The sequence below is a fragment of the Salinisphaera hydrothermalis C41B8 genome, assembly GCF_000732535.1.
Taxonomy (GTDB): Bacteria; Pseudomonadota; Gammaproteobacteria; order Nevskiales; family Salinisphaeraceae; genus Salinisphaera; species Salinisphaera hydrothermalis.
The window spans coordinates 205,653-229,393 of record NZ_APNK01000002.1; the positions used below are offsets into that span (position 1 = coordinate 205,653).

Annotated in this window: 11 protein-coding genes; 9 read left to right on the forward strand and 2 right to left on the reverse strand. The window is 62.9% G+C overall.

What is annotated here, in order from left to right; genetic code table 11:
* Positions 1 to 314: 314 nt before the first annotated feature.
* Positions 315 to 998 carry a TetR/AcrR family transcriptional regulator gene (locus C41B8_RS02520; protein ID WP_051882824.1) on the reverse strand — a complete coding sequence of 228 codons (684 nt, stop codon included), beginning with the start codon at positions 996 to 998 and terminating at the stop codon, positions 315 to 317.
* 262 nt (positions 999 to 1,260) lie between these two features.
* On the opposite strand from C41B8_RS02520, the gene C41B8_RS02525 reads away from it, so the two are divergent.
* The 7 genes from C41B8_RS02525 (at position 1,261) to C41B8_RS02555 (ending at position 10,861) form a co-directional block, all read left to right on the forward strand.
* Positions 1,261 to 3,540 carry an acyl-CoA dehydrogenase gene (locus C41B8_RS02525; protein ID WP_051882826.1) on the forward strand — a complete coding sequence of 760 codons (2,280 nt, stop codon included), beginning with the start codon at positions 1,261 to 1,263 and terminating at the stop codon, positions 3,538 to 3,540.
* Between the two features lie 85 nt (positions 3,541 to 3,625).
* Positions 3,626 to 4,333, forward strand: a complete 708-nt coding sequence (gene trhA / locus C41B8_RS02530) for a PAQR family membrane homeostasis protein TrhA (RefSeq protein WP_037333519.1) — start codon at positions 3,626 to 3,628, stop codon at positions 4,331 to 4,333.
* Positions 4,327 to 6,132 carry a DNA helicase RecQ gene (gene recQ / locus C41B8_RS02535; protein ID WP_037333522.1) on the forward strand — a complete coding sequence of 602 codons (1,806 nt, stop codon included), beginning with the start codon at positions 4,327 to 4,329 and terminating at the stop codon, positions 6,130 to 6,132. Before trhA ends, recQ begins: the two co-directional genes overlap by 7 nt.
* Positions 6,133 to 6,434: 302 nt before the next feature.
* Positions 6,435 to 8,504: a choline BCCT transporter BetT gene (gene betT, locus C41B8_RS02540; RefSeq protein WP_037333525.1), complete on the forward strand. Its 2,070-nt coding sequence runs from the start codon at positions 6,435 to 6,437 to the stop codon at positions 8,502 to 8,504.
* 113 nt (positions 8,505 to 8,617) lie between these two features.
* Positions 8,618 to 9,286 carry a DNA-3-methyladenine glycosylase I gene (locus tag C41B8_RS02545; RefSeq protein WP_037333528.1) on the forward strand — a complete coding sequence of 223 codons (669 nt, stop codon included), beginning with the start codon at positions 8,618 to 8,620 and terminating at the stop codon, positions 9,284 to 9,286.
* Between the two features lie 13 nt (positions 9,287 to 9,299).
* Positions 9,300 to 10,094, forward strand: a complete 795-nt coding sequence (locus C41B8_RS02550; protein ID WP_037333531.1) for a YbaY family lipoprotein — start codon at positions 9,300 to 9,302, stop codon at positions 10,092 to 10,094.
* A 248-nt stretch (positions 10,095 to 10,342) separates the two neighbouring features.
* Positions 10,343 to 10,861, forward strand: a complete 519-nt coding sequence (locus C41B8_RS02555; RefSeq protein WP_051882827.1) for a CBS domain-containing protein — start codon at positions 10,343 to 10,345, stop codon at positions 10,859 to 10,861.
* A gap of 52 nt (positions 10,862 to 10,913) precedes the next feature.
* Here the strand turns inward: C41B8_RS02555 and C41B8_RS02560 are convergent, their stop codons facing one another.
* Entirely contained in the window at positions 10,914 to 13,658 is a 2,745-nt protein-coding gene (locus C41B8_RS02560) for a cation-translocating P-type ATPase (protein WP_084188399.1), read from the reverse strand.
* A gap of 487 nt (positions 13,659 to 14,145) precedes the next feature.
* On the opposite strand from C41B8_RS02560, the gene C41B8_RS02565 reads away from it, so the two are divergent.
* Complete coding sequence (locus tag C41B8_RS02565; RefSeq protein WP_084188400.1) at positions 14,146 to 15,117, forward strand: universal stress protein; 972 nt, start codon at positions 14,146 to 14,148, stop codon at positions 15,115 to 15,117.
* Positions 15,118 to 15,154: 37 nt separating this feature from the next.
* Entirely contained in the window at positions 15,155 to 23,728 is an 8,574-nt protein-coding gene (locus C41B8_RS02570; protein ID WP_198025013.1) for a GH36-type glycosyl hydrolase domain-containing protein, read from the forward strand.
* Positions 23,729 to 23,741 lie beyond the last annotated feature (13 nt).

Sequence of the window (23,741 nt, forward strand, 5' to 3'; positions counted from 1 at the left end):
CTAGGGCCTGTTGCCGTTTCGTGCGGGCCCGCGTTGGCGTCCGCAAATCGTGTCCGGCAAGGCGCGAGTCGCCGCGTCGTGACGTGCCACGACCCAGACTCGCAACGCCGCCGGGCGCCCCTAGTTAATTTTTTATGGGCGGCCCAACCCGAAGGGACAAGCGCCCATATAAATTGACGACACGACGGCAATCCAGCGTTATAGCTCTCTCGCGTAGGCCCACACTACGCCACGTTCGCTACGCCTCGTCTTGCCGCCCCTAGTTAATTTTCAGGGAGCGCTTGGCGCGAACTCGCACGAAACGGCAACAGGCCCTAACCCGTCGCGGTGGAGCGGGTTTCCGTTTCGAGATTGAGCGTGTCCGCCAGTGCGGCGTCACTGGCAATACCGCGCCAAATCATATCGAACAACAACGGTGCGCGTTCGGCCAAACCATGCTTGCGCCCCCGCATCAGCCACATCGCGACGTTACGGTTGGCCACGCCCCAGATGAAATCCGAGATTTCGACTTCATCAACGCGTCGCGTCAGGATCCCCGCCTGACGTCCTTCCTCGATCACGCCGAGAAAAACCGACATCAGCTGCGGTTGGCGGAAGGTATCGTCTTCGCGCCAGGTATTCAGATAAACCGAACTGAGGATGATCTGGGCGACTTCCGGGTTGCGCTCGAAGTAGTCCAGTAGCACCCAGAATACTTTTCGTAGACGATCCCGGAAATTCTCGATGCCCTGGAGATGATCGATCATGCGACGGGCGAGGGTCGACAGCCACGTGTCGAGGCTGGCGAACAATACCGTCTCTTTGCTGCCGTAATACTTGTAGAGCGTCTGCAGGCTGATCCGTGCGTGCTTGGCCACATCGATCAGTTTCACGCGGTGAAACTCACGCTCGGCGAACAGCATTCGAGCGGCATCCTCAATACGGTGCCGGGTGTCGGGATCGATCTGGGCCAGAGCTTTTTCGCGTTCAGCCGTAGTTTTCGGATAGCGATCGATCACGAGTAATACCTGTTACACGGGAGAGGCCAAGGACTGTAGCACCGTCATAATCCGTGCCCAATCATGTCTAATCGTCTCAATAATTGCGCACAATCATCTACACCCCCGGTTTCAGGGGCTCAAAAACTGAAAACAGTAATTTTAATTATTGTTGGATGCCGAGCGGAGGCGAGCTAAGCTTAGAGTCATCGGAACATTGGCGTGACGCATTCGCGCGCGCGATTAGTTGTTCATTAAATGGCCTATTGGCCTGGAGATTCGCATGTTTTCGATGATCCTCAATAAGCTCGATAAGGCTAAGGTATTGCCGCGCATTTCGGATACCGAACGTCAGGCGCTCAACGCCGGCTCGGTATGGATCGACGGTCAGCTGTTTTCAGGTAATCCTGATTTTCATTCCATGATGCAGGAGGCCTACCCCGCACTTTCCGACGAGGAGCAGGCCTTTCTTGACGGGCCGGTCGAAGAACTATTGCATCGTGTCGACCGCTGGGAGCTGCGCAACACGCGCCGCGTCCCCGAGGAGATTTGGGCCTTCCTGCGGGACCATGGATTCTTCGGCCTGATCATTCCCAAGGAATACGGCGGCTCGGGGTTTTCGACGCTGGGCCGCAGTGCCGTCATGATGAAAACCGCGCAGCTCGGGCCGGTCGGCACCATCGTGGTCATTCCAAATACGCTGGGCGCGGCCGAGCTGTTGATGGGATACGGCACCGAGGCCCAGAAATCGCACTATCTGCCACGGCTGGCGACCGGCGAGCTCGTGCCGTGCTTCGGTTTGACCGAACCCACGGCGGGCTCCGACGCCGCCTCGATCCGCGCCGAGGGCGAGGTCTTCAAGTCCGACGACGGCGAGATCAAGCTGCGTCTGAATTTCAGCAAGCGTTATATCACGCTGGCGCCGGTGGCCAATCTGGTGAGTCTGGCGTGTCAGCTGCACGATCCCGACAACCTGCTGGGACGCGGCGAACACCCGGGTATAACGGTGGTGCTGCTGGAAAAAGGAACGAAGGGGCTCCATCTCGGCGACCACCACTTGCCCATCGGCCCGTTCGATAACGGCCCGATCCACGGCGAGGACGTGGTCGTGCCGGCCGATAACATCATCGGGGGCCCCGAACAGGCCGGGCAGGGCTGGCGCATGCTCATGGAGCAGCTCGGCGGCGGGCGGGCGGTCTCGCTTCCGGCCGGCGGCGTGGCCTCGGCGAAGTCGGCCGCCGCAGCGGTCGGGCCGTACAGCATGGTGCGCGAGCAATTCGGCATTCCGATCGGCTGGATGGAAGGTGTCACAGCCAAGGTGGCGCGTAGCGCTGCGCTGGCGTACGTACTCGAATCGTCGCGTATTTATGTCTGTGCCGGTGTCGATGCCGGACATCATCCGCCCGTGATCTCCGCCATCCTCAAGCAGCAGACGACCGAGCTCGGCCAGCAGCTGCTCATCGACGGCATGGATGTCATGGCTGGCGCTGGCGTGATGCAGGGGCCGAACAACATCCTCGGTTCGGGTTATATCTCGGCGCCGGTCAGCGTGACCGTAGAAGGCGCGAATATCCTGACGCGTACGCTCATGATCTTCGGCCAGGGCGCGGTGCGCTGTCATCCCTATGCGCTGGACACACTCGGCGCTTTGGAAAACAAGGATGTACCGGCATTCCGCAAGGCAATTCTCGGCTGGATGGGGCACTCCATCGCCAATTTCGGGCGCGGCATCGTGCGCGGTATCACCCGGGGCGCCACCGTGCGTTCGCCGGTGTCGGACGAAACCGCACGCTATTTCAAGAAGCTGGGCTGGGCCTCCACGCGCTTTGCGTTTCTGACCGATCTGGCAATGTTCTGTGTAGGCGGCAAGCTCAAGCAGCGCGGCCAGCTATCCGGTCGATTCGCCGACGCGTTGTCCTGGATGGTCTTCGGGGTGACCACCCTGCGCCGCTTCCATGCCGAAGGCGCAAGAAAAGAGGACCTGCCGGTCGTGCACTGGGCGCTCCAGTACTGCCTGCTGGAAATCCAACGCGCATTCGAGGGCATTTATGCCAACTTCGATACGCCCGTGGTCGGCTGGCTGCTGCGTTATCCGGGGCGGTTTTTCCTCAAGATCAACCCGTTGTCCAGCGGGCCGAGCGATGCGGAGGATCGCCGCGTCGCCGCCGCCATCCAGACGCCCGGCGAACAATATCAACGCATTGCGCTGGGCGGCCTGGGCTCGCCGCGTGACGACGAGCCGGGCATGGGGCGTTTACTGCATGCATGGCGTTTGATTAGCGAGGTGGCCGAGCCATCGATGCGTGTAAAGAAAGCGATGCGCCGCGGACAGATCAAGGCGACCAGCGTGATCGAGGCGCTCGATACCGCGGTTGCCGAAGGGCTGGTTTCCGATGCCGAGGCCGAACGCATTCGAGCGGCGGAAACGGCACGACTGGAGGCGATTCAGGTCGACGTGTTCGACAAGGACGAGTACTACCGGGACAGCTTGTCGCGCGGCGATGCGAACCGCCCGGCGACCGAAGCCGATCATCAATCGCTCGCACGGGCGGCGAATGAATAACTGAGCAGAAGCCAGCGGGCGCTGCGACCTTGTGGCGCGGCGCCCGCCCGGGTTGGAAACGCGGTGGGCATGGCACAATATCGCCATGAGCACCGCCCGAACCGCGCCGCAGGTCAACAGCAGCGGCTACACGCTCGGCGAAGAGATCGCCAACGCCGTCACGTCCGGCATCGGCACGGCGCTGTCGATCGCCGGCCTCGTGGTCATGGTGGTTTATGCGGCGCTGGACGGTAGCGCCTGGCATGTGGTCGGCGTATCCATCTTCGGCGCCAGTCTGATCTTTTCGCACTTGGCCTCCACGCTCTACCACGCGATTTCGCCCCCGCGTGCCAAACATGTTTTCCGGGTGATCGATCATCTGGCGATCTATGTTCTGATCGCCGGCACCTACACACCATTCACACTGGTCAACCTGCGCGGCGCTTGGGGCTGGAGCCTGCTCGTCCTCATCTGGCTGCTCGGGCTCGCAGGCGTACTCATCAAAACCACCGCGCTGCGGCGCATTCGTTATTTGTCGACAGCGTTTTACGTCGCCATGGGCTGGACCGTGGTGTTGGTCATCCGGCCGCTACTGGAAAGCGTGGCGCCGGGCGGCATCTGGCTGTTGCTGGCCGGCGGGCTGTCCTATACCGCGGGCGTCGCTTTCTTTGCCTGGGATCGTCTGCCCTATAACCATGCGATCTGGCACTTGTTCGTGATCGGCGGAAGCGCCTGTCATTTCTTCGCTGTGCTGTTTTATGTCGTTCCCCTGGCACCGTCGGCAGCGATGCTGAGTCAGGGGGCCGGATCGTGAGTCAGCCCACGGCACAATCGGTACTGGCATCGGTTTTCGGTTACGACGCGTTTCGCGGGCAGCAGGCCGACATCATCGACCACGTCGTCGCCGGCGGCGATGCGCTCGTGCTTATGCCCACGGGCGGCGGCAAGTCGCTGTGCTACCAGATTCCGGCGCTCGTGCGCCCGGGCGTGGCCGTCGTGGTGTCGCCGTTGATCGCGTTGATGGCCGATCAGGTCGCGGCGCTGCAACAGCTGGGCGTGGCCGCGGCCTATCTGAACTCGACGCTCGACGCCGAGTCGCAGACCGCGATCGAACGAGATGTGGCGAACGGCACGCTGGATATCGTGTACATCGCCCCGGAGCGTTTGCTGCAACCGCGTACGCTGAATCTGCTGCAACGAGCCTCGGTCTCGCTGTTCGCCATCGACGAAGCACACTGCGTGTCGCAATGGGGCCACGATTTCCGCCCCGAATACCGCCAGCTGGCGATGCTGGCGGAGCAGTTCCCCAATGTGCCGCGCATGGCCCTGACGGCGACCGCCGATCTGCCCACGCGCGCTGAAATCGTCGAGCGCCTGGGGCTCGAAAACGCCGCGCACTATCTACACAGCTTCGATCGCCCGAACATTCAGTATCGGGTCGCCGAGCGCGGCAATGCCAAGCAACAGCTGGCCGATTTCATCGATCGCGAACACCCCGGCCAGGCCGGCATCGTCTATTGCCTATCGCGTCGCAAGGTCGAGGATACCGCCGAGTGGATGACCCAAGCCGGTCATACCGCTTTGCCGTACCACGCGGGTTTATCGCCGGCCATGCGCGCGCATCATCAGTCACGCTTCCTCCGGGAAGAGGGCGTGATCATCTGTGCGACCGTGGCCTTCGGCATGGGGATCGACAAACCCGACGTGCGTTTCGTGGCCCATCTCGATCTGCCGGCCAGCATCGAAGCCTACTATCAGGAAACCGGTCGCGCCGGACGCGATGGTGAGCCGGCCACGGCCTGGATGCTCTATGGCCTCGGCGATGCGGTACAGCGACGGCGCATGATCGAGCAGGGCGCCGCCGTCGAAGACCGCAAGCGAGTCGAGCGAGCCAAGCTCGATGCCATGCTGGCCTATTGCGAAATCGCGAGCTGTCGCCGGGTGAATTTGCTCGGCTATTTCGGCGAGGATCGCGATACGGCCTGTGGCAACTGCGATACCTGTCTCAATCCCCCGGAGACTTACGACGCCACGCGCTATGCACGCATCGCGCTGTCCGCCATCTATCGGACCGGGCAACGCTTCGGCACCGGTTACGTGATCGATCATCTGCGCGGGGCGCATTCGGACCGGGCGCGCGAGCTCGGCCACGACGCGCTGTCGACCGCGGGTATCGGCGACGATCTCTCGGCCAAGCAATGGCGATCGATCATTCGCCAGCTCATTGCGCTCGGATACATTCGGGTCGAACAGGCCTATGGCGGGCTGCAGCTGGCGCCGGGCTGCCGTGCGCTGTTGCGGGGCGAACAGACCCTCGAACTGCGCGTGGACCGGAGCGGCAAGCGCTCGCGGCGTGCCATCAAGAAAGAACTGCCACCTATCGAGATCGAGGACGAGCCGTTGTGGGAAGCATTGCGCGCGCTGCGTATGGAGCTCGCGCGCGAGCAAGACGTGCCGCCGTACGTCATCTTTCACGACGCGACGCTACGGGAAATGGTGGCCCGCCGGCCAACCGATATCGCCGAGTTATCGAATGTGCCCGGAGTCGGCGAGAAAAAACGCGACGCCTACGGTCGCGCCTTTGTCGACACCATTGCCGAACATGTGACTTGATCCGGGGCCGCGCCGAAATCGACGCGGCCGTGCCCGAAACTGAATTCCCGGGGGTTATGCCGCGCACAGCGTAAGCGTTTCGTTTGCGCGCGGTGTCGAATCGCGTCAAGCTGGCGCGTCGACTCGGGTAAGCGGCCGGCCAAGGGGGCTTTGCACCGCGACCCGAAATCTGGGCCTGGATAGCGTTCGATCGTTGTAGCGACAGCGACATGGGTGCGACCGCGCACCGCATGGCCGTTATGCGCGCTACCGCGTGAGGGACTGCGCGAATGTGCCCGGCAAATTTCCTTGTCAGGAGCTATATGAGCCAGCAACTGTCATCCGATCACAAACCGACCGAAGACCGGCTCAACCCGGTCGTTTTTTACGGATCGGCCATCACCATCGTCGTCTTTTCGTTATGGACGATGATTTTTACAGATCAGGCGCAGACGGTGATCAGCGACGTCAAGAGTTGGATATCAGCCACGTTCGGCTGGTACTACTTTCTGACCGTCATCATCTATCTGGTGTTCGTGATCGCGGTTGCGGTCTCGCGACTCGGCCGGATACGACTCGGGCCGGAACAATCGCGGCCGGACTTCAACCTGTTCTCGTGGTCCGCCATGTTGTTTTCGGCGGGCATCGGCATTGGCGTCATTTTCTATGGCATCGCCGAACCCATCACCCAGTTCTACAAGGCACCGGGCGCGCCCGCCGATCAGGCGATGGCGGCCCGACATGCGATGGAGATTACGTTCCTGCACTGGGGTATCTCCGGCTGGGCGATCTATTCGCTGGTCGGCATGTCGCTGGCTTTCTTTTCCTATCGCTATGATCTGCCGCTGACTATTCGATCGGCGTTGTATCCGCTATTCGGCAACCGGATCTATGGCTGGATCGGGCATACCGTCGACATTGCGGCCGTGGTCGCCACCGTGTTCGGCATTGCGGCTGCCCTCGGCATCGGCATCGTGCAGCTCAACTTCGGCCTGCACTATATGTTTGGCATCACGTCGAACATCTGGACGCAGGTTTTCCTCGTCGTGGCCATTGTCGCGTTCGCCACGATTTCGGCTATCACCGGGGTAGAGAAGGGCATTCGCCGTTTGTCGGAATTCAATATCCTGCTGGCGATCGCGTTGTTGCTTTTCGTCCTGTTTTCCGGCCGTACGCTGTTCCTGCTCAACACGTTCGTGACCAACGTCGGCGATTACCTGACTGATTTCATCAGTCTGTCGACCAACACCTTCTCATTTTCGCAGCCCAGCAGCTGGCTCGATAGCTGGACGCTGTTCTTCTGGGCCTGGTGGATCGCATGGGGCCCGTTCGTCGGTCTCTTCCTGGCGCGTATTTCGCGCGGACGAACGATCGGCGAATTCGTGGCCGGCACCATGACGCTGCCCATCCTGTTCATGATGATCTGGATGTCGCTGCTCGGTAATTCCGCGCTCGACATCGTGATGCACAGCGGTACCGACTTCGGCCAACAGGTGATGGACAACCCGCCGTCGGGGATCTACCTGTTCCTCAACCAGCTGCCCATGCCGCTGCTCTCGACGATCGGGGCGACAATTCTGGGCATCGTGTTCTTCGTCACCTCCGGCGACTCGGGCGCGCTGGTGCTGTCGAATTTCACGTCCGTGCTCAAGGACGTGAACAGTGATGCGCCGGTCTGGATGCGTATCGTGTGGTCGATCATCATTGGCGTAGTCACGCTCGCTCTGCTGTTGGCGGGCTCGGGCACGAGCGGTCTGGCCACGCTGCAAAGTGCGGTCGTAGTCGCCGGGCTGCCGTTTTCGGTCGTGCTGTTCTTCATGATCGCCGGGCTTTGGAAGGCGCTGAAGATGGAGGTCTATAAGTTCGACAGCCAGCGCGTCAGCCTGCCGGGCCATCTGTCGAGCCGTACCGGCGGCCGGGAAGCCGTCAGTTGGACAACCCGAGTCTCGCGCGCGATGAGCTTTCCCAGCTATCGCCACGTCATGCGTTATCTCGACCGCGCCGTGCGCCCGGCCATGGACGCAGTCGCCGAGGAGCTTCGGGCGCAGGGTATGTCGGTCGAGGTCGTCACCGAGGGCGAAGGCGACGGTCGGCACGCGGCGCTGCGCGTCGATCTCGAAGACGAGCCGGACTTCAACTACCAGGCCTGGCCTCGGCGTTTCCAGACGCCGACTTTCGCCATGCGTGCCTCGCGCTCGAATTCCGACTATTACCGGCTCGAGGTTTTCCTTACGGAAGGCACCCAGGGCTACGACCTGATGGACTATTCCAAGGATCAGGTCATCGACGACATTCTGGATCAGTACGAGAGTCATCTGCATTTTCTGCATCTGACCCGCGAAGCGGCGGGCGACTCCACGCTGCCCGACGGTCCGGAACAGCCCAAGGGCTGATGGCAAAAACCCGGTGAGGCCCGACGCGAGTCGGGCCTTTTTTCATGGATCAAGCGAAACCGAGCACGCCAGAGCGCGTACAATTGCACGCTGTATATGCTGACGACGATCCCATGATCGCATTCGAAACGATCGAATCCGCTGCTATCGAGCGGCTAGGCGGTGAAGCGGAACTCCAGGCCGCACTGGTCCGCCCGGAACCGCCGGAAAGCCTGGCCATGATCGGGGACGACCGCTATCTGTCGGTGATGTGCCGGCGTATTTTTCGTGCCGGTCTGACTCATCGCTTGGTGGATGCCCGCTGGCCTGCATTCGAAGTGGCATTCGACGATTTCGATCTGGCGCGCGTCGCGGCACTGACCGACGACGATCTCAAGCGGCTAGCCACGGATGAAAGCCTGATTCGTCACCGCCGCAAGATATTCGCGGTTCGGGACAATGCCCAGGCGATGCAGGCAATCGTCGACGAATTCGGTAGTTTCGGCTTCTGGCTGGCGGAATGGCCCGAAGAGGAAATTGTCGATCTGTGGGCCGAATTGAAGAAACGCTTTATGCAGCTTGGCGGCAATTCCGGTCCGGCTTTTCTGCGCATGGCCGGCAAGGACACCTTTCTTTTAACGGACTGGGTGGTTCAGGCGTTGTCGGAATGGAACGCATATTCCGGTAAAACGCATACGCGAAGCGCGCACGCCGATATTCAGGCATTATTCAACACATGGCACGGACAGTCGGGTCTGCCGTACTGTCAAATCAGCCAGATACTTGCATTTTCGATCGATTGAAACAGACGTCTTGATGGTGACATTTCAAAGAAGCGCTCGAGCGCTCGTATTAGTATCGATATGGGCCACGGTAGCCGTTCTGGCCGGTTGTGGCTCGGACCAGCCGCAGGACGTACAGATCCAGGGCCAGCTGGCGTTGGCCGGCGCCGGCCACCTGCCGGATGATGCCAGCGCGCGGGTCAGCTTGGTCGAGCACGACGCGGGCGGCGACAAGAACCGCATCGTAGCCGAACGAACGCTCCACGATCTGGGCAAATTACCGGTCAGCTTCAATCTGAAAGTTGGCTCGGAACTGCTCGGCACCGGCGGGCAGTACGGTCTGTCCGCTCAAATCATGGACAAGGGCGGCGACGTCCGCTGGCAGACCCCCGTGCCCCAGGCGATCGACCCCCGCCAGCAGTCGCAACCGGCGCTATTGATGTTGCAGGCCAACGACACTGGGATGGCCGGCGATTTCCAGCATTATCGCTGCGCCGACGATTTTCGTTTCGACATGGCCAATAACGATAAGCGCGCGGTTCTGCACATGGGTCAGCGCCAGGTCAGCCTCGAGGCAAAGAAAAGCGGTAGCGCCCAAACGGCGGTCTATGCCGATGACCACGGCGATCAACTGACCTTCGGCCACGACAAGATCACGCTCAACGTGGATGGCGCCAGCCATATGGATTGTCAGACGCATAGCGCCAGCGCGACCACGGCCGGCGGGGGGACTCAACCCACCGGCAGCGGTTCCGAGGGGCATCCGTCCGATAACCAGATGAGCACGGTGTCCGGCGGCGAGAGCCGGTCCCAGCCGAGCGGCTCGTAGCGCGAATCGCGCCGGGGTGGGGATCTTCAGGCGCGTGTAGAGCTCGCCATTCCCCACACGAGTATCGCGCGTTTCAAACGGACTTGCCGTCGGTTCGATCGTGCTCTGGACAGCGGTCGGTGCGGGCCAACGCCTCCAGCAGCCAGCGTTGAGCCTGTCCCGGTGCGACGCCGCTGACGTGGCTGACACGTCGGCGCCCGGCGCTGTCCCCGGAACGCTCCGCGTGAGGCTCTAAAGCCTGCTTTGACTTGAATCAAGATGACGCCCGACCGATCGCAGACGATGAGGACGTCGACCATGCGTCGTTGGAGGCTCAGGTGGAAGTCGCTCGATTCTGCGAAAAGGATGTCATCACGACTCCGCGGGACACCAGTATCCGCGATGCGGCAGCGCTGATGCGTAAATATCATGTCGGCTCGCTCGTGATCGTCGAGTCCGATGACGACGAGTCGGATCTCGTCGGTGTGGTCACCGATCGGGATCTGGTCGTCGAAGTGCTGGCTCAGAACGTCTCGATCGATGCGCTCTCGGTCGGTGATATCGTCCAGGCGCCGATCGAAACCATCGACGAAACCACCGATATCTGGGAGGCCATGGAATGCATGGCCGAACTCGGGGTACGGCGGCTGCCGGTCGTCGATTCCGAGTTCTATCTACGCGGAATCATCACGCTCGACGACATTCTCGAATGGTTCGCCGAATCCATGGACCGGATGCGAACATTAGTGGCCAACGAAATCTGGCATGAATCTCGTGCGCGCCGATAAACCGGGGCGGCCGGCACACGGCAGCCGCGGCAATGAACTTCGTAGCGGGGCGTTATGAAGAGACGCCGCTGGAAGCGTCATCACCGGCCGGGCGTGTTGGCGCTGGATCCGGGCGTCCGCGGTTTCGGGCCGCGCGTCGCAGAATCATTTTCTCCAACTCCACCAGCCACAGTACCGAAGACGCCGTGAGGCTCAGGCCGAGCCATTCCATTGCCGTGATATGGCGTGTATCGAACAGCAGCTGGAACGGCGTCGTATCGGTGAATAGCAGCTGAAACACAAGCGTAGTCAGCGCGGCGAACACGACATAGCGGTTCCCCCGCATGCCGTTGCGACCGAGTACCGGGAGCAGGATGAAGCGGCTGCTCAGTAGATAGAACAGCTCGAACATGACCAGAGTGTTCACCGCGATGGTACGCGCTTGTTCCAGCGCAAGACCACGCTCGAGCGCCCAGAGAAATTGCCCGAATGTGCCCGCGAGGATGATGAGCGTGACGAATACGATGCGCCAGGCCAGCATCGCGTTTAATATGCCGTCACGCGTACCCCGCGGGCGACGGCGCATCAGGTCGGTTTCCGGCCGCTCGAAGGCCAGGGCAAGGCCAAGCGTCGTGGCCGTGATGGTGTTCACCCACAGCACCTGCAGTGGCGTGAGCGGCAGGGTGAAACCGAACACGATCGCCAGCACGATGACCATCGCTTCGGCGAGCCCGGTGGGCAGCATGTACAGCACGGATTTCCGGATGTTGTCGTAGACGGTTCGTCCTTGTTCGACCGCCTCGGCGATCGACACGAAATTGTCGTCGGTGAGCACGACATGTGCGGCCTCGCGTGCCGTATCCGTGCCACGCTGGCCCATGGCGATGCCGACTTCGGCTTGTCTGAGTGCCGGCGCATCATTGACGCCATCGCCGGTCATTGCCACGACACAGCCGCGATCCTGTAGGGCCCGGACCAGACGGAGCTTATGCTCGGGCGTGGTCCGCGCGTAGATATCGACGGTTCGGGTGCTGTCGCGCAAGGCCCGATCGTCCATGGCATCGATATCACGGCCCGTTAGCACCCCGCCAACCTCGCCGAGCCCGAATCGAGCGCCGATCGCTCGGGCGGTCGCTGCGTGGTCGCCGGTAATCATCTTGATATCGATACCGGCGGCGCGACAGCGTGCCACCGCCTCGATCGCGTCCGGCCGAGGCGGATCTTCAATGCCGAACAGGCCGAGCAGAACGAATTCCGACTCGAAATCGCCCGCGACTAAATCGATTTCGGGGGTTGTGGCCAGGCGTTGCGCCACCGCCAGCGTGCGCTGTCCGCTCTCGGCAAGCGCGATAACCTGCTGCGTCCAGTACTCGCGCGCCAGCGGTTCGGCCACACCGTCATGCAGTTGTGTCGTGCAGTGCTCGAGTACCGCTTCGGGTGCGCCCTTGAGCGTGATCCAGCGCACGCCCTCGCGGTCTCGGTGCAGCGTCGCCATGGTGCGACGCGAAGACTCGAACGGCCGCGTGTCCAAACGGGTATAAGTGGCGCGGATGCGATCGATATCGTGTCCGGCCTTGAGGGCAAGCGTGAGCAACGCACCCTCGGTCGCGCTGCCGAGAATATGCCAGTCGGGGTCGGGTTTGAGTTCGGCATCGTTACAGAGCACCGCGGCGATGACCAGTCGCGCAAGACCGGCGTCGGCGTCGGCCGAGGAGGGCGATCGCACCGATTCAATCCGGCCCCGGGGCACATAGCCATTGCCTTCGACCGCCAGTTGATCGGCGGCCAGCACAACGCTCCGGACCATCATCTGGTTATAGGTCAATGTGCCGGTCTTGTCCGAGCAAATCACGTCGACCGCGCCCAGCGTTTCGACGGCATAGAGCCGCCGGATTATCGCGCTGCGCCGCGCCATGCGCTGCACGCCGATGGCCAGGGTGATCGTGATGACGGCGGGCAGACCTTCGGGAATCGCCGCCACAGCCAGCGCGACCGCAGCGAGAAACGCCGCCTCGAAACCGGCACCGCGCAACCAACCGGCGCCGAAGGTAAGGCCGGCCAGTATGAGTATGGCCAATGTGAGCTTCAGCGACAGATCCGCCATCTGGATCATTAAGGGCGTGCGAACCTGGCTGACGCCCTCGGCCAACCGCGCAATACGGCCGATCTCGGTTCGTGCGCCAGTCGCCACCACGACCGCGACGGCGTGCCCCCGAGTGAGATGGGTGCCGGAATAGATCATATCGCTCCGTTCGGCAAGCGGCGTCTGGAGTGGGACGGCCGATGCACTCTTGTCCACCGGCAGCGCTTCGCCGGTCAGAGGGGACTCGTCGACCTGAACCTCGCGCCCCTGCAACAGGCGCAGATCGGCTGGCGCACAATCGCCCGCGTTCAAGCGCACGATGTCCCCGGGCACGAGCCAGCGTGCGGGAAGTCGTTGCAAGCGACCGGCGCGAACGACGTTCGTCTCGCGCGACAACAGGGCCTGGATGCCACGCAGCGCTTTTTCGGCACGGCCTTCCTGTAGTGCACCGATCAGCACCATGATGATCACCACGCCGAAAATAACGCCGGCATCGACCCAGTGGCGCATAATGAGGGTCGCGATGCCCGCGACCATCAATAGCCCGATCAGCAAATTTCCGAACTGGCGCGCGAGGCGTCGAAACCAGGACTCGGGAGGCGTGGCCGGCAACGTGTTGTCGCCATAGCGCGCCAGTCGCATGGCCGCCTCCTCGTCCGACAGGCCCTCCGGCACGGCCTGCAAGGCGTGCAAGGTCTGCTCCGTATCGAGCTCATGCCAGTTCGACGTATCCATCCGCACACGTTCCGTCGGGTATCGCAGTCCTCGCACTCGTACGCTAGCGACTCCGGAACCCTGCGATTTGATTGAGATCAACCGACCGCCTTAGGGGGCCGTGGGGCGGGCCGCCGAACTCATGTGCAACACGGTTGACCAGGGTCAACACGCCCGGGGCCCCGGCATGAATTAATCGAAACGACAAACGGCACGTCGAGCGTTGGCCTGCATCAGACGATCTCGTTCGTTGCGTGCAAACGCTAATGAGAGAAGCGGGTTCGCTCGGACGGCCGCATGGTATTCGGGTCGCGGCGTGCGGTAGTCACGACGTGGCGAGGATCAATCCGACAGGCGGCGGCCGTCATGCCGCCGGACCCACCGCTGGGCTATGAACCGCTGATTCGGCCAGCGTTCGTTGTCGCGCAGGCGCCCGGCGAGTCGTTGCAACACGGCCTGCCGCATCGCGTGAACCCGCGAGTGGCGTCGTTCAGAAGGAGACGTCGGGATGTCATTTGCTCGTGTGCTCGTGCCACTGGACGGGTCGCAGGTTGCAGAAAATGCGCTGGATCATGCCCGGCGTATGGCTAAGGCCTCGGGCGGCGAACTCTATTTGCTGTACGTCCTATCCTCGCTGAATCACAACGGCGATAGTCATATCGACCCGCTGGACTGGCAGCTGCAACAGGCCCGGGCGAAGCGCTATCTCGATCGACACGCCGAGCGCCTATCGGCAGAAGGTCTGACGGTCAGTCAGCACATCGACGAGGGTGATCCCGCGGCCCAGATTTTGGAGTTCGCGAAACGCCACGCCATCGATCTGATCGTGTTCAGCGCCTACGGGCGAGGTGATGCGAGCCGGTTTCGTTTTGGCGGCACCGTACAGAAGGCCGTGCGCGGCACGCAGACCTCGATCCTGATCGTGCGCCCCGGTCCGGCCGGCGCCGTGGCAAGCGAACAGGGCTATCGCCGCGTCCTTGTGCCGCTGGATGGGTCATATCGGGCGGAGTGGGCAGCTTGCGAAGTGGTGTCGCTACTGCGCTCGCCCCAGACCGAGCTCATCCTGCTACAGATTATCGTGACGCCCAACGAGCTGCCGTCGATGCGGCTATCCGGCGACATGGCCGCGTTAAAAGAGCGTCTGGTCGCAGAACAGCTGCGAATGGGGCAGCGCTATCTCGAAACAGTCTGCCGGCGCATGCAATCGTGCGTGAAAGTCGGAACCCGCCTGGTGCGCGCACGCAGCGCGGCCAAGGAAATCGTGCGTACCGCGGAGCGCGAGAACGTGGACCTGGTTGCCTTGAGTGCGCACGGCGGCTCGGATGAATCGATATGGGAGCTGGGCTCGGTGGCGGACGCCGTCGCCAGCCATTGTGATCGTCCAGTGCTGATATTCCAGGACCTGCCGACGACCCAACCCGGCGTATCACACGACGACTGCGCGCACCGCGACCTGACGGGCCTCTACCGGCCGGCGTGACCCTCGCGACCGGCCGCCACGGTGAATGGATAAGGATATGGCGCGCGCGCTGGACTCGACGACTGGCGTGGTAAACCGGCCCAATCCGGGCGTCGGGGCCCAAGTGAATGCAGAACAAGACTGGATCGCGACGCTGGCTCAGGCCCATTGCGTCGTGGTGCCGGCTCGGGCGCGAATGGCGGTCGAGCCGGCGATCACGGCGCTCGAGGGTCGTTTTCAACGCCTGTATGAGCGCGTCGCCGAGCGTGCGGCGTCCGCACGACAGGGTAGCCGCGTCGAAGAATGGCTTTTGGATAACTGGCACGTCGTGCAACGCGCCATCGAGCAGGTCCGCGAGAGTCTGCCGCGCGCTTATACCCGCCAGCTACCGCGGATTCGCGATACCCATGGACGACCCCAGTGGCGCGTTCATGCGCTGGCCCAAGCGATCACGATGCACGGCGAGCAGCCGCTGGATATCGCACGGCTCATCGAGGATGTCGCAACCTACCAACGGGTCTGTGTGCTCACGATTGGCGAGGTCTGGGCGCTGCCAGCCGTATTGCGCTGGGTTCTGCTGGATGACCTGATGAAGGCCGCGGAGCGCGGGTTACCGCGGACGCCGAACGAACAAACGGCCGAACGAGCGGTCACGCCAGGACTCGGCGTGGCCGGCTGCATCCTCAGTCTGCGGACGCTCGAAAGCGACGATTGGTGCGATTCGGCCGAGTCGCTGATGGTGGTCGAGTCCGTGCTGCGATCGGACCCTGGCAACGCTTATGCGCGCATGGATTTCATATCGCGCGACCGTTACCGCAAGGCGATCGAACGATTCGCGCGCCGTACCGGCCTAACGGAGATCGAGGTTGCGGAGGCCGCGTTCGACTGCGCTCACGAGGCCGCTACTGACGACTATCGGCGACACATCGGCTACTACCTGATCGACGACGGCCGCTCGGCCTTGTCCGAGCGCCTCGGGCACCGCTTGCGGCGCCCGTGGTACGAACCACCGTACGGCGCGGCGTCGATCCTTTATTTCGCGGGGCTTGCGTTATTTGCCATGCCGCCGTGGCTTGCGCTGGGTTGGATCCTGACGGTCGCGGGCACCGCGATCGGGATCACCGCGCTGATCATGCTGCTGACGGCCGTGATGTTGGCTTCCCTGGCCACCGGGTTGATCAATGGTCTCGTGACGCACTGGTTGCCGCCGCGCGCATTGCCTAAATTGAACTTCGAGGCGGGCATTCCCAACGAGGCGCGTACCGCCGTCGCCGTGCCGGTCCTGCTCGCCCGCACCGCCGACGTGGATTCGCTGGCCGAGCGATTGGAAACCAACTACCTCAACAACGACGATCGCAACCTCGTATACGTCGTGCTCTGCGATCTTGCCGATGCGCCGCATCGTGAAATGGCGAGCGACGAGCGCCTGCTCGATACGGTTCGGCATCGCATCGAGGCGCTCAATACGCGGTATAGCGACGGCCGTGAGAGCGGGCCATTTATCGCGCTCAACCGCCGGCGCGAATGGAATCCCGCCCAGCATTGCTGGATGGGATGGGAGCGCAAACGTGGCAAGCTGCTGCAGTTCAATCGCCTGATCACTGACCGCGACGACGACTTCGAGACGATTGCCGGGGATCGCGAGCAACTCGCGGCGATCCGCTACGTCATCACGCTGGACGCCGACACTGCGATGCCGCAGGGCACGGCCCATGTTCTGATCGGCGCGTTGGCGCATCCGTTGAACGCAGCCGTTCCCAATGCCGGCCGGACGCACGTTGTGCGGGGCTATGCTTTTCTGCAGCCACGCCTCGACACCGATCCAACCACCACCGAGCCCACGCGATTCACACAGGTCTTCGACAGCGATGCGACCGTCGACCTGTATACGAATGCGGTATCCAATGTTTATCAGGACTTGTTCGGCGAGGGCATTTTCGCGGGCAAGGGAATCTACGATCCACGGGTCATCGCCGATACGCTGGCGGATCGCCTGCCAGCCAACGCGTTACTGAGCCACGATCTGCTCGAAGGCAGCCTGGGGCGCACGGCGCTGATATCGGATACGCGTTTCTACGAACAGTTTCCGTCCAATGTCTTCGTCTATCTGCGACGATCGCATCGCTGGATTCGGGGCGACTGGCAGCTGTTGCCGTGGCTCTGGCGCTGGGTACCGACGTCGGCAGGGCGGCGGGAAACCAACCCGCTGAAACTACTACAGCAATGGCAGATTCTCGACAATCTGCGCCGCAGCGTCACCGCGCCTGCGCTCCTGGCGTTGCTGTGTATCGCCTGGACAGCCGCCTTGCCGGGCCCGGCATGGGCCTGGACGCTACTCGTCGTTGCGCTGTCGGCCGTACCGATCTGGGTCGAGTTGCTCGCTTGCGTCTGGGCATGCCTCGCGGACTGGCGGCACGTGCGCCAGCATCTGTCAGCCCTGCGCAGCCCGCTACGGCAACGATCGCTACGGCTCGCGTTGTCGTTGTGCCTGGTGCCTTACGAGAGCCTGTTCGTGCTCGATGGCGTCGGCCGCACGCTCTATCGTATGCGCATATCGCGATGCCATCTGCTGGATTGGCGGACCGCGCACGACATACACCACGACTTCGGCGCCGAACGGACCATGCTCACCGCGTGGCGCGACATGTGGATCTCACCGACGACCGCGATCGTGCTGACGCCAATCCTGGCGATACTGGCCCCCGATGCGCTCATACCGGCCGCACCATTTCTGCTGGCCTGGCTGACTGCTCCGGCACTGGCGCACTACGTCAGCGGCGCCCCGGCCGAGCAGAAACCGCAGCTGGCACCCGCCGAACTACAGGTACTGCGCGATGTGGCGCGACGAACCTGGTTCTTTTTCGAACGCTTCATGGGCCCGGACGATCACTGGCTGCCGCCGGATAATTTTCAGGAGGAGCCACGCGCTGTACTCGCACGGCGGACCTCGCCCACCAATATCGGCATGGGGCTGTTGTCGGCGCTGGCCGCGTACGATCTCGGTTATCTCGATCTGTTTTCACTCGCGGCCCGTTTGAACAGCAGTTTCGAGCGTATTGACACATTGGAGCGACATCGCGGGCATTTGTTGAACTGGTACGAGACGCGGGAGCTGACGCCCCTCGCGCCGCGCTATGTGTCCACGGTCGACAGCGGCAATTTTGCGGCGGCGCTGTTGACCCTGGCACGCGGGTTGGAGCAGCTGATCGCGCAACCGATCGACCCGCGGCGCCTATTGTTCGGTATTCGCGATACGTTGTCGCTGCTCGAATCAGGCGTGATTACCGCTGATTCGAGCCGGCCGAAGATTGCCGAACGACAATGGATCGCGGGCGTCAGGGCGCGCCGAAGCCTCATCGATGCGAACGCGAGTGCTGACGAGTGCTGGACCCTGTTGAAGCGATTATGCGAGCGCGAGATCCCGGCGCTTCGAACCGAATTCGTCACATTATTAGACCGTGCCGGCGCCCATTTGAGCCCCGAACGCCTGACGCAACTGCATCACTGGCTCGACGAGTTGCGCCGCCAGGCCACTTTGGCCCGGCATTTCGGCGATCAACTGTTGCCATGGCGCCGATTGCTGGATCAGCCACCGGCGCTGTATCGCGCCGACGCCGCGCTGGCCCCACCGCCGATCGCCCGCTATTGGCGCATGATCGTCCGTCAGCTCGCGCGCCCGGTCACGCTGGCCCATGTCTCTAACGTATGTGCTGCGGTCGAGAGGCTTCTGGACCGTCTCGACTCCGCACTCATCGAAACCGCAAGTCCAGACAGGCGCTACGCCGAAGCCATCGCCTGGAACCGCCATCTGCGGCATGCCCTGGTCGCCGCGGGCACAGCAGCGACGCATCTGCGCAACGATATCGACCGGCTCGTTCGGCAAGCCGATGCCTGGGTCGGCGCAACGGATTTTACGTTTCTATACGATCCGTCCCGGCATTTGTTTCGCATTGGCTACAACATCGACGAAGCCCAGCTCGACGCCGGATTTTACGACCTGATTGCATCGGAAGCTCGCCTGACCAGCTTTCTCGCCATTGCCAAAGGCGATGTGCCCCACCGGCACTGGTTGCATCTCGGACGTCCGTTCCGCGCGCTGAACGGCCGCATCGTCCTCATGTCCTGGGGCGCTACGCTGTTCGAGTATTTGATGCCGAGGCTGTTCTTGCCAGCGCCGAATGCCAGTCTCATGGAGCGAGCGTGTCGGCGCGCGGTCGATGCCCATATGGCCTTTGCACAACGGATGCACGTGCCGTGGGGGATTTCGGAATCGGGCTATTACCACCTCGATGCGCATGCGAATTACCAGTACCGTGCGTTCGGCATACCGGGCATCGGCTTTCGGCGCGATGCGGGCGATCGCCTGGTGGTGTCGGCGTATTCGTCGTTGATGGCCTTGCCGTTCAGGCCACACGCGGTAATCGACAATATTCGCGCACTGGAGAAAGAGGGTGGGCTCGGCGAATACGGGCTTTACGAGGCGATCGACTACGGCCCGAGCAGCCGCCGCCGATCCACCCGCCGGGCGAGCATCGTGCGTTCGTACCTGAGCCATCACCAGGGCATGTTGCTGCTGGCGATCGACAACATGCTCAACGACGACATTATGCCGACGCGCTTCCAGGCGGACCCACGTATTGCGCGTTTGAGCAATCTATTGCACGAGCGGGCGCCGGCGCTTCCGGCTGCACTGCCGCCGTGGCCGGACCATGAGTTGCCGCGACCCTTCGTCGCCGCGGTGCCGCTGCCGGTCTGGTCACCAGAACGTGCCGCCACCGGGCAGCGCTACAACCTGTTGTCGAACGGCCATATGTCGCTGGTTCAGAGTGCCGACGGCAGCGGCGGCAGTACCTGGGAGGGCGTCGTTCTCACACGGTGGACGCCCGATCCAACGCGTGAACGACAGGGGCACTGGTGCTACATCCGGGATCTGGATCGCGACACCCTCTCGTCGGTGGGGGTGGAACCCGCAGGCGGCGACCCCGACAGCGCGCGCACGCTGTTTGCGCCACATTACGTCGAATACCAGCGCCGTACGTCCGAATTATTCTGTCGTCTGCGGGTCGCCGTGGCTTACGAGGATGACGTCGAAGTTCGTCATTTGCTGATCAAGAACGAAACCGCTCGTCCGCGTCGCCTGCTCATTGCCGGCTATGCTGAGGTCGTGCTGGCGCCGGAGGCCGAGGATACTCGTCACCCGGCGTTTGCCAAGCTGTTCGTGCAGAGTCGTTATCTGGCGTCGCATCAGACCATGGTCTTCCGGCGCCGACCGCGAGGCGCTCGGGAAAAGCCGCTGTATCTGGGCCACGCTGTGCACGTCCCGCCCGGGATCAAATCGCGGGTGCGGTGGGAGACCAGTCGCGAACGCTTTCTTGGGCGACTCGGTCGAATGGCAGCGCCCCAAGCATTGCGTGCACCGTCACTGTCCGGGTTCACACAGACAGTCGGCACGGTGCTGGACCCGGTGCTGGCGACCGGCGTGACGATCGAACTCGCCCCACATACCGAGGCCGAAATCGTGTACGTGACGGCGGCCGGATATTCGCGGCCATCGGTGCTGGACACCGTTCGTCGCTATCGAAGTTTGTCACGCGCAAGCTGGGTATTCGATCAGGCCCGCATGGCAGCCGAACAAGAGTTGAGCGAACTGCGCATCGACCCGCCGGACGTCATCTGGATCATGCGGCTGTTGTCTCAGCTGTGGGCACCGACTCGTTACAGTCGCGCAGCGGCCGATCTATTGCGTGCCAGCCACCAGATTCAGTCGACGCTCTGGGGGCGCGGCATTTCCGGCGACGCGCCGATCCTGCTGGCGCGCGTTCACGCCAGTGACGACGCCGATTTCGCCCGACGGTTACTGCAAGCACACCTGTTCTGGGGCATTCGTGGGCAAGCTATCGATCTGGTCCTGGTCGATGAGAGCCCGGCCGGCTATGTACGATCGATCCGGGACCGACTGCAGGCCCTGACCACCGAAATTCGCGGCCGCACGCAACGTGCCACGCGCGGCCAGGTACATCTTATTGCGGCGTCGGATCTTTCCGAAACCGACCGTACCCGGCTGTGGGCCTCGGCGCGTGTCGTGCTCGACTCGGCCGCGGGCGAGATTATCGACCAGTTGAAGCCGACCGCCGAAACAATCCCGCTGTTGCCGCCGTTCGTGCCGATCCGGCGTACCACGGAAACCGGGCCCGCGCTGCCGGCGCTCGAATGCCCCAGCGATCTCGAGTTCGATAACGGCCTCGGCGGGTTCGCCGAAGACGGGCGCGAATATGTGATCCATTTGGAGCCGGGGCAGTCATTGCCCGCCCCGTGGTCGAACGTGATCGCCAACCCGGATTTCGGTTGCCTCACCACCGAAGCCGGGCTGGGTTGTACCTGGGCCGGCAATAGTGGCGAAAACCGGTTGACGCCCTGGAGTAACGATCCGATATGCGACCCGCCGAGCGAAGTCGTCTATCTGCGGGATGAAGAGACCGCCGAAGTCTGGACGCCCACACCGGCCCCGAGGCCGGCCGACCGGGCGTACCAAATCCGTCACGGGGCGGGCTATACCGTGTATCGCCACCACTCGCACGGCATCGAGCAGCGTTTACGGGTGACGGTCGATCGCGAGGCCCCGGTCAAGATCGTACGCCTCGATCTGACGAACCGATGGCCATGGACACGGCGATTGACCGCCACGTACTACCTGGAATGGGTCCTGGGCACGACTCGCGCCGCGACCGCGCCGCACATCGTGCTCGAACACGATGCTGACCATCAAGTGCTTCTGGCCCGCAACAGCTTCGTGCGCGACGCCGCCCCCGGCGTCGGTTTTGTCACGGCCAGCGAGCGCCCCCATGGCCTGACCGCGGATCGCACCGAGTTCCTCGGACGGGCCGGCGATCTCGGCGCGCCGGCCGCACTGTTCCGCATTGGATTGTCGGGCTACATCGAACCGGGCGTCGACCCGTGTGCCGCATATCAGGTACATGTCGATGTGCCGACCGATACCACCCGCTCGATTTATTTCATCGTCGGCCAGGGGCGCGATCGCGATGACGCATTGGCCCTGGCCGCACGATTTCGCGATCGCGACAACGTCGCCCACGGTGAACAAACACTGGCAGCGTTCTGGGCACGTCATCTGACCGGCATCGAGGTGCACACGCCGGACCGGGCGACCGACATCATGATCAATCACTGGCTTCCGTACCAGGTACTGTCCTGCCGGCTATGGGGGCGAACCGGCTATTATCAGTCCAGTGGCGCCTATGGGTTCCGCGATCAGTTGCAGGATGTGCTCGCGCTTTTGTGGTCCCAGCCGGACTGGACGCGCGCCCACATACTCCGGGCAGCCAGCCGGCAATTTTCCGAAGGCGACGTTCTGCATTGGTGGCACGAACGCCCGCTACGCGGTGTGCGGACTCGCTATACCGACGATTTGCTATGGCTGCCCTATGTCACGGCGCAGTACGTGCATACGACCGGGGACACATCGATTCTGGCCGCGCGCGTCGCCTACCTCGCCGGCGCACCGCTCGAACCCGACGAAACCGAACGCTATAGCGAATACGCCCCCGCTGCGAACGAGGGGTCGCTTTACGAGCATTGCGTGCGGGCGATCGAGCATGCCAGTCGCTACGGCGCCCACGGGCTGCCGCTGATCGGCGGCGGCGACTGGAACGACGGATACAATCGGATCGGCGCCGATGGGCGGGGCGAAAGCGTCTGGCTCGGCTGGTTTCTTGTCCGCGTACTTCGGGATTTCGCGCCGCTGTGCGCCACCATGGACGACGAGCCGCGGGGCACCCGCTACGATGGCTTGGCCGATCGGCTGTTACAGCGGATCGAGGACCATGCCTGGGACGGCGATTGGTATCGACGAGCCTATTTCGACGACGGCTCGCCGCTAGGGTCCGCCGAGAACGACGAATGTCAGATCGATCTCATGGCACAGACCTGGGCAACGCTCGCCACCGGCGCTGACAGCGCTCGCACCCGGCATGCCATGAACGCGGTATACGAACGCCTGGTCCGCAACGAGACCCGTCAAATCCTGCTGCTCGCGCCGCCGTTCGACCGCACTCATCAAGACCCTGGCTATATTCGGGGCTACCCCCCGGGTATTCGCGAAAACGGCGGCCAATATACCCACGGCGCGGTGTGGGCCGTCTGGGCGGCCGCGGGCCTGGGCGACGCCGAGCGCGCCTGGCAGCTATTTTCACTGCTCAATCCCGTACTTCAGGCAAGCGGGCCGGAACAGATCGCGCGTTATCGCACCGAGCCCTACGTGCTGGCCGGCGATATTTACAGCATGGCGCCCCATGTCGGGCGGGGCGGCTGGACCTGGTACACCGGGGCGGCCGGATGGCTCTGGCGCGGCGGCATCGAAGCCTTGCTGGGTCTGCGAATCCACGACGGTACGACACTCGAAATCGCGCCGTTGCTGCCGATCGACTGGCCCGGTTTTCGAGCCACGCTCCATCGTGGCGCGGCCCGTTACGAGATTGAGGTGATCGCGATCGAAGCGTCGGAACCCACCGTTTTCGTCACCCTCGACGGCCAACCGCTGCCCGATGCCCGGATACCTCTGGATAACGCCGACCACACCCATCGCATCGTGGTTCGAATCGGGCGGGGCGGATGATGGCCCGCGGTGT

Excerpts from the sequence above, each read along its gene's own strand:
- C41B8_RS02565 (WP_084188400.1), top strand. The coding sequence starts at position 14,146 with ATGTCATTTGCTCGTGTGCTCGTGCCACTGGACGGGTCGCAGGTTGCA.
- C41B8_RS02570 (WP_198025013.1), top strand. The coding sequence starts at position 15,155 with ATGGCGCGCGCGCTGGACTCGACGACTGGCGTGGTAAACCGGCCCAAT.
- C41B8_RS02525 (WP_051882826.1), top strand. The coding sequence starts at position 1,261 with ATGTTTTCGATGATCCTCAATAAGCTCGATAAGGCTAAGGTATTGCCG.
- C41B8_RS02550 (WP_037333531.1), top strand. The coding sequence starts at position 9,300 with ATGGTGACATTTCAAAGAAGCGCTCGAGCGCTCGTATTAGTATCGATA.
- C41B8_RS02560 (WP_084188399.1), bottom strand. The coding sequence starts at position 13,658 with ATGGATACGTCGAACTGGCATGAGCTCGATACGGAGCAGACCTTGCAC.
- betT (WP_037333525.1), top strand. The coding sequence starts at position 6,435 with ATGAGCCAGCAACTGTCATCCGATCACAAACCGACCGAAGACCGGCTC.
- trhA (WP_037333519.1), top strand. The coding sequence starts at position 3,626 with ATGAGCACCGCCCGAACCGCGCCGCAGGTCAACAGCAGCGGCTACACG.
- C41B8_RS02545 (WP_037333528.1), top strand. The coding sequence starts at position 8,618 with ATGATCGCATTCGAAACGATCGAATCCGCTGCTATCGAGCGGCTAGGC.